This is a genomic window from Alteromonas alvinellae, assembly GCF_902705805.1.
Genome location: NZ_CACSIH010000207.1, coordinates 1 through 11391 on the forward strand (window position 1 = coordinate 1; position 11391 = coordinate 11391).

Sequence of the window (11391 nt, forward strand, 5' to 3'; positions counted from 1 at the left end):
GACCGATCGGATTCACCGAAATACGCAGCTGTGTGAAAAAAGATATTTGTACTGCTTCTATGCATTAAATTTGACGGTCCCTATTGGTAAGAATCAAATTGCTGGCAACGCTCTATCGAGAGTCGCGCTTCATAGATGCTGCAAAAAACAAACCGCACACATTGGTAAAGTGCTACTTACACGTTAGATTACCGTCAGACAAGCTGAACAGCTGTAAGACGTTTCCTAACGTGGTAAGAGGTAAATGAACTATCCATCTCTCGACTAAAGTATAGTCGGTAATTGCTTTACTGCCTGTGTAAATAGGGAGGTATTTAGTAAGTCTTTGGCGACAAAGCCAATTCATTTTATTGACAACACTCTGCTGTCGCGAGTTTCGCAACAAGCAGAGTGTCAAATACGAAAGTAATTAGTTGGCTAACAGCCATAGCTGCTGATAGGGGGCGAGTAATAAAGGTGCAGCTTCCATAGACACAGCTTCACCTGACAGCAAGTCTGTGGTCGATGTGCAGTTTAGTGTCGCCAAAAGGGAACGCTGAAGCTGTTGCTTATGTTCACTAAAATTACAGACAACGAGGAGTTTTTCACCTCCATCATTCTCGCGCATAAAAACAAAACAATGCTGATTGTCAGCATCTAATATATGTGTTTGAGCATGGCCAAAAACCGAATACTGTTTTCTCGTTTCGATCATTTTTTGCAAGCCTTTAAATACGCGAAGGCTAGCGACTTCCGCTTTACTAGACGGTGCCGTTTGGCCTAGAGCCAATGCTGTATCTTCTTCATTGACTGCGATGCGATTAACCCATCTGTCGTCATGTTTTTTACTTTCGTCTTGACGGTAGCTGTAGTCGTTTAGCTTCCCAATTTCATCGCTGGAATAAAGTAAAGGAATACCGCCGATACTGAAAGTTACTCCATATAACAACAACATGCGTTTAACGGCTTCGTCGATACCTTGTGCATCATCGTTCTTGAGTGCCCCTTCTAAGCCGCATAACGATGCCAGTGAACCACATACGCGGCAATCGCCATTGCTTGGATTTTCTGCAAATGGCACGCCGTTAGCAAAACTTCCCTCAAAGCGACCAGTATAAAATTGGTTGAGGAAATAGCGGTGATCGAAGGGGTTTATACCCAATTGACTAGCGACAGCATCATCGAACGTCCAGCCTATGTCGTCGTGACAGCGCACGTAGTTAACCCAGGTACACTCGTTTGAAATAGCAAAACTCTTTTTCAAAGAGTGTGTAAGCAAGCGCGTTTTACGTGTAGCTAGAGAGTTCCAAAGTAATGCCATTAACAACGGGTTGTAAGACAGTTGGCATTCCTCTTTATCGATATACTTCAGCACCTCATCTGGGTGGACAATCGCTTCTGACTTAAATACCACTGCTGGCGCAACTATTTGTAAACAGCAATTAAACGCTTGAATAAGAACGTGTGCTTTCTCCTGATTTTCGCAGTTAGTCCCCACTTCTTTCCAAATAAACGCTAGTGCGTCTAAGCGCAACGCTGCGCTACCAATGTTAGCTAGAAATAGCATTTCAGAGGTAATGGCATTAAAAACTTCAGGGTTGCTGTAGTTTAGGTCCCATTGAAAACTATTAAACGTCGTCCATACCCATTTTTCAATCTGCTCGTTAAAGGTAAAGCTGCCTCTTCTAACTTGAGGAAAAATCTCTCTTAACGTTTCTTCATACTGATCGGGGATGGTTCTATCATCAAACAAGTAATAATAATTTTGATACCGCTTGTCGCCATCTAATGCTGCTTTTGCCCACGTATGCTCGTCTGAGGTGTGATTAAACACAAAGTCGAGTACTAGGTTAATCCCTTCCTTTTGAAGTGAAGATGCGAGTTTCTCTAAATCTTTTACGGTACCCAAGACGGGGTTTACTTTACGATAGTTAGAGACCGCATAACCGCCATCACTATCTCCTTGTGGTGCGTCGTATAGTGGCATTAGATGTACATAGGTGACACCAAGCGCTTTTAAATATGGAATTTTATCGTGTAAGTCATTTAGCGTTGGCCCCATTAAATCTACATAGAAGGCCATGCCAACCTGTTGTTCATCGCGATACCACAACGGCGACTTTAACCTTTCATTATCAATCTTTTTAAGGGCTGGCTTACGACTTTTTAACCCATCTCTTAATATTTCAATAAGTTTTTGTAAATGAAAATAGCAGTCATACTGATGTCCATAGACGTACGTGTAGTGTTCAAAAAGGCGAGGGAAATGTACCTTTAATCGCTGGGTAAACGTCTTCGCATCTTTCTTTGTAAGGCCAGATAAATCGGTGGATGCCAAGATGCGCTCTAAACATATACTACTATCGGCAGCATAGCTCATAGAAAACTCCATAGTATGACGCGGTTGAAAGGCCGGCGAACCTATCCTAATTGACGGGTTTACAGGCTTTTTAAATTCTGTTAACTTTTATCTTAAACGATTAAGCTGGTTTTTCCAAACTGGATGTTAAATTAGTTATCAATTTTATTACATCGTAAATTTCATTTACTAAGTATGTGGAATAAATAAGTGCTTCAGACGCCTTATGTCTGTCAAAACTGACATGTTTTTTATAAGTGCAGCCGGATATTAGTTATCCGTCATGCCATTTTTGCGAGACCGACTATGCCTAACCAAGACCGTAGTAGCAGAATTATCCGCTGGTTAACCTATCTAATGTTCATGATGTTTGCGATGACATCGGATTCAGTAGGCGAGATAATCAAAGAAGTGAAAGTGGCGTTTTCCGTTACTAATGCGCAAGCAAGTTTAATGCATTCTTTGCCCATGCTCGGTATTGCACTATCAGGCTTATTCTTGGGGTTTCTTGCCGATAAGCTAGGCCGTAAGCCAACCATTATCATCGGGTTAGCCTTATTTGGGTTAGCTTGTTACAGCTTCCTTATTGCTAACGACTTTATGCTGATCGTAAGTTTGATGAGCCTTTCAGGGGTGGCCGTTGGTATTTTCAAAACTGGTGCACTGGCTCTTATTGGTGACATTTCAACTTCAACAAAACAACATACTGCAACGATGAACGGTGCTGAAGCCTTCTTTGGGGTTGGCGCAATCATCGGCCCTTTGATTGTAGCCTACCTTATCCATCAGGGGGTTGCATGGCAGTGGCTTTACGTTATTGCTGGTGGCGTTTGTACTGTTCTTATTGTCGGGGCTCTACTGGTTAAGTATCCGGCCTATTCTCGTGACACGTCTTCTGGCGAAAACAAAGTTTCCATTGCGCAAAGCTTAAAACTGGTCAAAAACCCTTACGCGTTAGGCTTTTCAATTGGCGCATTTTTATATGTTGCGGCAGAGAGTGCTATCTACGTGTGGATGCCCAGCTACCTAGTTTGCGACGCAACTACGCTTAAAGCGACGTACGACTGTTACAGTGAGGGTTTCTCTCAAACTTTGGCTATTTATTCAGTAACCGCATTTTTTATTTTGCGTGCCGCAGGCCGCTTCTTGGGAATTTGGATGATGTCTCGCTTCAATTGGGCGCTGGTGTTGATGCTGTTTACAGGGGCTATAGTTCTATGCTTCGGCTTGGGATTATGGGGCGGAAAGCAGCTCGCGCTTTATTTGTTCCCACTCACAGGTATTTTCATGTCGGTCATTTATCCTACGTTTAATTCAAAGGGTATAAGCTGCTTCCCTAAGCACCAGCACGGCAGTGTGGCAGGCGTTATTTTGTTCTTTACCGCTGCGGGTGCCGCCGCTGGCCCTTTTATTATGGGCCTTGTGAGCGATGCAAACGGAGGTGATGCAAAATACGGTTTCATGGTCGCCACTGGTTTTGCCGCTTTGCTGTTTATCGGCTTAGTTTATAACTTCGTGAAGAACCCCACCAAAGACCGTTTAGCTGAAATTGAAGCAAGCGAGTACGCTAGCTAAGTGAAAAGCACCGCTAAGTTAGTCGCTCGCGGTGTCAGTGAATCTTAACGTGCCGGACTTATGTTCGGCACTGGTTTTTCATAACATTGTTGTTTAAGCTTCCCTACATTCCCTCATTTATCAATCTGTATTAACGTCCCATGGATGAATTAAAACAAGCCCAAGCCCTTTACGACACACTGGTTGAGTTTGCGGTCACCTATAGCTTTCAAATTGTAGGTGCCATTATCATTTTCTTACTTGGCTGGTGGGTGGCCAATAAAATAGGCCATGTTGTTGAAAACCTCATGGTGAGCAAGAAGATTGATGTTACGCTTAGTCGGTTTACCGGTGGTATATGCAAGCTGGTGGTGCTTGGTATAGTCATCATCATCGCTCTTGGTAACGTCGGTATCAGTGTAACACCACTAATTGCGGCACTTGGTGCTGTAGGTCTAGGTGCCGGTCTTGCTATTCAGGGTATGCTGGCAAACTATGCCGCTGGTTTTACCATAATCATTACCCGTCCTTTCGTTGTCGGAGACACTATTCGTGTTCGTGGCGTCGCAGGTGTTGTTGATCAAGTCATGCTGCCTTATACCATTCTCATCGATGAAGATAATGTGCATATTCAAATTCCCAACAAGCTTATTGTTGGGGAAATCTTGCACAACTCTGCCGAGAATATGCTTATTGAGCTAGAAATTGGCGTTGCTTACTCGAGCAACGTAAACAATGTCATAGAGGTTATTCGACACGCGGTCGAGACAGTTGATGGGGTTAGTAAAGAGAAGTCACCGGCTATTGGTGTCGATAATTTCGGTGACAGCAGTATAAATTTTGGTATTCGGGTTTGGGCACCAGCGGTAAGGCATTTCGAAGTGCGTTATGCGCTAAACCAAGCTATTTTTAATGCCCTTCAGCAGAATAATATTGATATTCCGTTCCCGCAGAGGGAAGTTCGAATGCTGGAGTAGGGCTGTCATTAGCGCCTGTTTCATAATTTGTTATTGAATAACTGCCGAATAGCCACTCAGCCATTCGGCATTTTTTTACAGTTCGTAAAGTTCTAGCGGTAACCCATCCGGATCTTGGAAAAATGTAAAGCGCTTGCCGGTGTATTCGTCAGTTCTTACTGGCTCGCATTCCACCCTTTTATTGGTCAGGTGATTAATCACCTCATCCAAATTGTCGACTTTGAACGCTAAGTGTCTAAGCCCTTGGGCCTCTGGACGTGACGGCCTTTGAGGCGCCCCTGGAAACGAAAATAACTCAATTTGACTTCCGTCAGGCAGGCCAAGATCGCATTTATATGAATCCCGGGCTTCGCGGTAGTTTTCATCGATGATCGAAAACCCTAACACATCTTTGTAAAACGCTTTTGAACGTGGGTAGTCGCTACAAATAATAGCAACATGATGAAAGCCTTTTAACATGCTATTTCCTTATTAAGACTTATGGCATCTCTTGGCCGCGAGCGACTTCAAATAACTTGTACCAGTGTTCGCGAGACAAATGAACGTCCATCGCTTTTTGGCTAGATTTGATACGTTCTACATTAGTGCTGCCTAGCACAGGCGCGATATTAGCTGGATGTCGCATCAGCCATGCTAAAACAATCGCTTCAGGTGTTGTTTGATACTCGCTTGCAAGCTTTGCTACCAATTCTGCTGTAGCTAGGTCAACACTGCTCTCGGTCTTAGCGCCCGTATACTTCCCTTGAGCTAGACTTCCCCACGCCTGAAGTTGAACATTATTCATCATGCAGTATTCAAGTGTGCCAGGGGCATAACCTATATTGCGATTAGCCGCGCTGTTGCTGGTTATTCCGTCTTCCAACCAGTCCCTAAAACCAAGGCTCATCTCAAGTTGGTTAGCTACAATAGGAGTTGAGAGCGCTGATTGAAGGTAGTTTATTTGGTGGCCATGCATGTTAGACACACCTACGTGTTTAATCTTCCCCTGTTGCTGCAGAAGTAACAAAGTGCCTGCCACTTCTTCTAGCTCCATCAGTGGGTCAGGGCGATGGAGCAGCAATATGTCAAGTTGCTCAATACCTAAACGCGAGAGAATGCCTTCAACAGACGTGTGGATATGATTTGCTGAAAAATCATAGCGCTTTGGTCCTAAATCATCTTCAAAGCGTATTGCACATTTAGATTGAATAATCATTTTGTCTTTGAGTTCTGGCGCTTGCTTAAGGGCTTCACCAAAGACGGTTTCGGCTTTGCCGAACGTATAGATGTCAGCATGATCGAAAACGTTAATGTCTAAGTCTAATACTGCGTCGATGATTGTTCTTGCCTGGGTTATATCGGCTTTGGTGGCAGGGTCATTATTCCAACCTCCACCTAAGCCCATACATCCATAAACTAGGCGGCTTGCATGTGGAAAGTGTGCGTTCATTTAGATATCTCCCTGTGAAAATGGTGAGTGGACAAAGTACCTTTGCACTCAATAAAAACGTTGGAGCTTTTTATAATCATTAAGGCGGCACTGTAATACAGCCTCGACAATTATAAAAGCGCGATTAGGCGAGAACATTCTGGCTATCGACGATTAGCGCTTCAGAACACTTATGGTGCGGCAGAAGCAATAAAGATCACAAAAAACAGTGTTGGTATTATCCGCTTTAAAAGAGGCCCAAGCACTTGAAAGTATCGTCAAAAAACGAGGATTTATGTTTAAAAAATGGGGTTTAGTCGCAATAGTGGGCATATTGTTCGTTGGCTTATTTGGTTGTACCGGTACGCCGGATAACGTCGAACCAGTTGAAGGGTTTGAGCTTCCTAGGTATTTAGGCAAGTGGTACGAAATCGCGCGCTTTGACCATAGCTTCGAAGAAGGGTTAACTGAAGTTACGGCAACTTACAGTATGCGCGATGATGGTGGCGTGAAAGTTATTAATCGCGGTTATTCAAAAGAAGAAGGTACTTGGGATGAAGCCGAAGGCAAAGCGTATTTCGTAGAGTCTGAAACCACTGGGCATTTAAAAGTATCCTTCTTCGGCCCGTTTTATGCCAGCTATGTCATTATTGAGCTAGATAAAAAAGGTTATCAATATGCTTTGATAACAGGTCCAGATAAAGACTACCTTTGGATTTTAGCGCGCTCACCTTCTATTTCAGATGAGGTCCGCGTCCGCTTGCTAGAAAAGGCAGAGGTCGCTGGGTACGACGTTAGCAAGCTCATTTGGGTTGAGCACGGAAAAGTGAATTCATAGGTACTATCAAGCGAGTTGTTCTGCGCGCAAATTGGGATTTGTGCTATTATTGCGCGCAAATCCCCCTTTGTTTGAATAAGTACCAAGAGAGATAAGGCATGCAAACGCTCACCATTACTACGCCAGACGATTGGCATCTTCACTTTCGCGATAACGAAATGCTAGCAGAAACAGTGCCTGCAACAGCACGTTGTTTCCAGCGCGCGATTGTTATGCCAAACCTTGTACCGCCAGTGGTTAATGCTGAAATGGCAGTGGCGTATAAAGGGCGAATTGAGGCTGCAAGACCAAATGGCAGTAGCTTTGAGCCTTTAATGACTTTATTCCTTACTAACCAAACAACTCCCCAAGATATTGTCGATGCAAAAAAAGCTGGGGTAACCGCATGTAAGCTTTATCCTGCTGGAGCTACCACTAACTCAGATGCCGCAGTGAAAGGCATTCAGGCTTTGTACCCGGTATTTCAAGCCATGCAAGAGCAAGGTTTGTTACTGTTGATACATGGTGAAGTGACCGAGCATCACATTGATATTTTTGATCGTGAAAAAGTATTTATTGATACCCATTTAGGCCCTATCGTTGACGCATTTCCTAGGCTGAAAGTGGTGTTCGAGCACATTACTACAGCAGATGCCGCAAGCTTCGTAGCGGGCGCCAGCGAGTTTGTAGGCGCCACTATTACGCCTCAGCATTTATTGCTTAACCGTAACGATTTACTGGTTGGTGGGGTACGCCCTCACAACTATTGCTTGCCAGTACTTAAACGCAACACACATCAAAAAGCGTTGCGCGACATGGTGGCAAGTGGCAACAATAAATTCTTTTTAGGTACTGATTCTGCACCTCATGCTAAGCATAAAAAAGAGAATGCGTGCGGCTGTGCGGGTTGCTACAGTGCATGGTCTGCAATAGAGCTTTATGCAGAAGTGTTTGAGCAGCTAGACGCAATAGACAAGCTTGAAGGCTTTGCTAGCCATTACGGTGCAGATTTTTATGGTTTAGCTCGAAATACGACTAAAATGACACTGGTGAAAGAGTCATGGACGGTGCCAGAACAAGTAACCCTGGCTGATGGCACCGATATGGTTCCATTTTTTGCGGGGCAAACGTTGCAGTGGAAATTAGAAAAGGCATTTCAAGCTTAGCAATATATATTAGTGTCTGTTTATGTGCCCTATGGAGCTTTTCTATGAGGGCACAAACACTCTCTTACTCTCACGCTAAAGATTTACCCAGCGCCATCACCCCCTCCGACCAGCAGAGTATTCAATCTTACTCATTGACAGTGTTTGAAAACGCTTTGTCAAAGAGTGGTATTGATTTAAGGCCAGCTGATAAAGCAACAACTAGCGGATCCCAAATTCATTTCAACGTCATAAGAAATGAAGATAACGAAAACTATTACTACTGGATAACGCCGTTATTTGCCTTTAAATGTGGAGGCGATGTCCGTTGTACGCCGAATGCAGGCAGTCTGGAAATCACTATAGCAGTGAGCTACATTGCACTTGCAAAAGCTAAAAGTACTGCTGAAACTGCAGAGCGCCTGAGTGATCTAGTGAGCCAATACAAGCACTCAAAAACGTTTACTTTGCATGCTAAAACGATGTTAAGTGAATTGAAGCTATCTTTTCCAGCTACCGTACTTGCTTTTGGCACTTTAAGCCTAGTGGGCGAACTGCATACAAATACCGACAACCTTTGGGTTATCGCTGACGTGGTGCCTTTGTTTTCTGAAGTTGGAGAGCGAGGACAAATCGAAGGTATTGCTGCTGATTTGGTTAGCGATATTTTGGATGAGATGGCATTTGACCAGACTATTCTCTCTGCGCCGTGGGCAAGAATAGCAAAGGAAGCCATGACCAAGTCTAACGTTCTGGTATTTTCGGTAATTCGAACTGATGAAAGAGAAAACGTGTTCCACTGGGTAACGCCGGTTTCAAGAAATCTTCACGGTCTGTACGAAATTGATAAACCCTACTTTCCTTTCTTTGAGGATGTTCCGAAAACCTACCGGGTAGGTACCTTGTTGGAAGACTATCGTTATCAAATCGCAATAGAACATGGTTTCAAAGTGAAAGCTTATGATTCATGGCAGGCGTTAGTTGACGCACTTATCAATAATGATGTTGATGCTATTTTCGGCTCCCAGGGCGCAATTGATTTTGGATGTAACCCAAATCAATTTAAATGTGAGACAATAACCCTTACTAGTAAGTACGACATTTCAACGGCCTACCTAGCACTGTCAAAAAAAGACACCTGTGTTTTGGTTTTAGAAAAGCTAAAGTTAGCGGCGGCCGGCGTGAAAATGAGCGACAAGTTTAATGAGCAGCTTTCTTCGTGGAGTGACATGGTGTCGCAAGAATATGGCATAGCTCATCATACCGAACACGGTGTAGTGCATCTTTGGAACCCAAATTAATGACAGTTGAAACCGTTAAGCATTTAGATATAAACCCAGCCATCGTAAAGGCGCTAGACTCACAGGGCATTTACCAACTCTCCCCTATACAGGCACAATCGCTCCCTGAAGCGTTGCAGGGAAAAGATGTAATAGGCCAAGCGCAAACTGGCAGCGGCAAGACTCTATGCTTTGTAATTCCTGCCTTGCAGCACGTAGAAGTGAATGATTTTACCACACAGGCCATCATTCTTTGTCCTACCAGAGAGCTTGCTGATCAAGTGGCGCAGCAGTGCCGTTCGGCGGCTAAAAACATTGGCAATATCAAAGTAACAACCTTATGCGGCGGCCAGCCTATGGGGCCGCAAATTCAGTCGCTGAAACACAGTCCTCACATTATCGTGGGCACGCCAGGTCGCGTAATGGACCACGTGGAAAAGCGTCGCATTGACTTAAATAATGTAAAATTACGAGTTCTCGATGAAGCCGATCGCATGTTAGACATGGGCTTTGAAGACGATTTACGCATTGTTTTCGGTCAAACGCCGAAACAAGTGCAGACCCTATTGTTTTCTGCAACCTTTACAGAACAAATTGAGCGTGTAGCTAAGCAGTACCTGCACAACCCGGTAACCTGTAAAGTTGAGTCTCAAGACAGTAAACCCGCCATAACGCAGCTGGGTTACAATGTGCTCCCGCACACACGCACCCAAGCGCTTAAAGCGGTACTTACTCACTACCAACCTAAAAACGCCATAGTATTTTGTAACCGCAAGGTTCAGGTAAATGAAGTGGTTGAGGAGCTTATCGAGGATGGCTTTAGCGCAGCTGGGCTTCAGGGGGACTTGGAACAGCATCAACGCACATCGGTGCTAATGCAGTTCGCCAGCGATGCGCTACAAGTACTTGTTGCCACCGATGTAGCTGCGCGAGGGCTGGATATTGATGATGTTGCCTGCGTAATTAATTACACGGTAAGTGAAGAGCCGGAAACTCATATTCACCGCATTGGCCGAACGGCACGTGCGGGTGCTAAGGGTATGGCAGTGACGCTAGTGAGCGATGACGAAGAGCACTTTTTGCGAAAAATAGAAGTATTGCAAGAAAGCGATATTCCACTTAAAGGTGCGCAAAGCCTGCGTTTTCACAAAAACAAAATTACTCAGCCTGAATTTACCTGTATTTCACTAAGTGCGGGTAAAAAGGAAAAGCTTCGCCCAGGCGATCTGGTGGGGGCACTTACCAAAGATGCGGGTATTCCTGGCGACGACTTAGGTAAAATTAAAGTTCAGAACAGCATGAGTTTTGTCGCAGTAAAAACGCGAAGCGTGAAAAAAGCCATGGCACACTTTAGAGAAGGAAAGATTAAAGGAAAGCGTATTAGAGCCCGAAAGCTTTAATATGCGCTCTTAGTCTAAGTACTGACGTTATTCGATGGAAGGTTGAGTGTGGTCGCAGAAACTGACTTAAGCGTGTTACTGAAAAATCTGAATCCTGTGGCGAGTAGTGAAGATTACGTTTTCACTACCTTGCCTGCTGACAGATTAACTAGTGCGTTAATTTCAGTAGCTAAGGGGATGTTTCATGAACGCGAGGGCACCACGCTTATTCTTCCGGTAGCCGCTGCCGAGACAGCTAATTTGCCATTTGAAGGTTATTACCGCTGTATAACCTGTGAAGTGCATTCTAGTCTGGAAGCGGTAGGCATGACTGCAGCTATGTCCACTGCGCTGGGTAAGGCAGGAATTAGCGCTAACGTGGTGGCCGCTTATTATCACGACCATATTTTCGTGCCAGCTGAAAAAGTTGATGTGGCGATAGACGTTTTAATTTCGTTGTCTATCTAGGGTCTGTTGATCTTTGCTGTACATA

The 11391-nt window shown here is 44.3% G+C and carries 10 protein-coding genes; 7 read left to right on the plus strand and 3 right to left on the minus strand.

Going from position 1 to position 11391, the window contains the following annotated elements:
- Positions 1-409: 409 nt before the first annotated feature.
- Complete coding sequence (locus ACX5KA_RS15415) at positions 410-2359, minus strand: alpha-amylase family glycosyl hydrolase (protein WP_458731590.1); 1950 nt, start codon at positions 2357-2359, stop codon at positions 410-412.
- A 336-nt stretch (positions 2360-2695) separates the two neighbouring features.
- Between ACX5KA_RS15415 and ACX5KA_RS15420 the strand changes: the two genes are divergently transcribed.
- Positions 2696-3913 (plus strand): MFS transporter, encoded by a 1218-nt coding sequence (locus tag ACX5KA_RS15420; RefSeq protein WP_458731599.1) that lies wholly within the window; start codon positions 2696-2698, stop codon positions 3911-3913.
- Positions 3914-4053: 140 nt separating this feature from the next.
- Positions 4054-4869 (plus strand): mechanosensitive ion channel family protein, encoded by an 816-nt coding sequence (locus ACX5KA_RS15425; RefSeq protein WP_458731591.1) that lies wholly within the window; start codon positions 4054-4056, stop codon positions 4867-4869.
- Between the two features lie 75 nt (positions 4870-4944).
- Here the strand turns inward: ACX5KA_RS15425 and gloA2 are convergent, their stop codons facing one another.
- Both gloA2 and ACX5KA_RS15435 read right to left on the minus strand, forming a co-directional pair.
- Complete coding sequence (gene gloA2, locus ACX5KA_RS15430; RefSeq protein ID WP_458731592.1) at positions 4945-5328, minus strand: SMU1112c/YaeR family gloxylase I-like metalloprotein; 384 nt, start codon at positions 5326-5328, stop codon at positions 4945-4947.
- Positions 5329-5347: 19 nt separating this feature from the next.
- Entirely contained in the window at positions 5348-6298 is a 951-nt protein-coding gene (locus ACX5KA_RS15435) for an aldo/keto reductase (RefSeq protein ID WP_458731593.1), read from the minus strand.
- Between the two features lie 274 nt (positions 6299-6572).
- Between ACX5KA_RS15435 and ACX5KA_RS15440 the strand changes: the two genes are divergently transcribed.
- The 5 genes from ACX5KA_RS15440 (at position 6573) to ACX5KA_RS15460 (ending at position 11366) form a co-directional block, all read left to right on the plus strand.
- Positions 6573-7115: a lipocalin family protein gene (locus ACX5KA_RS15440; RefSeq protein WP_458731594.1), complete on the plus strand. Its 543-nt coding sequence runs from the start codon at positions 6573-6575 to the stop codon at positions 7113-7115.
- A 98-nt stretch (positions 7116-7213) separates the two neighbouring features.
- Positions 7214-8260 carry a dihydroorotase gene (gene pyrC, locus ACX5KA_RS15445; RefSeq protein WP_458731595.1) on the plus strand — a complete coding sequence of 349 codons (1047 nt, stop codon included), beginning with the start codon at positions 7214-7216 and terminating at the stop codon, positions 8258-8260.
- A 44-nt stretch (positions 8261-8304) separates the two neighbouring features.
- Positions 8305-9540 (plus strand): substrate-binding periplasmic protein, encoded by a 1236-nt coding sequence (locus ACX5KA_RS15450; protein ID WP_458731596.1) that lies wholly within the window; start codon positions 8305-8307, stop codon positions 9538-9540.
- Positions 9540-10919, plus strand: a complete 1380-nt coding sequence (gene dbpA, locus ACX5KA_RS15455) for an ATP-dependent RNA helicase DbpA (RefSeq protein ID WP_458731597.1) — start codon at positions 9540-9542, stop codon at positions 10917-10919. The genes ACX5KA_RS15450 and dbpA overlap by 1 nt, the downstream gene beginning before the upstream one ends.
- Before the next feature lie 48 nt (positions 10920-10967).
- On the plus strand, positions 10968-11366 hold the full coding sequence (locus ACX5KA_RS15460) for an ACT domain-containing protein (protein WP_458731598.1): 399 nt from the start codon (positions 10968-10970) through the stop codon (positions 11364-11366).
- The last annotated feature ends 25 nt before the right edge of the window (positions 11367-11391 follow it).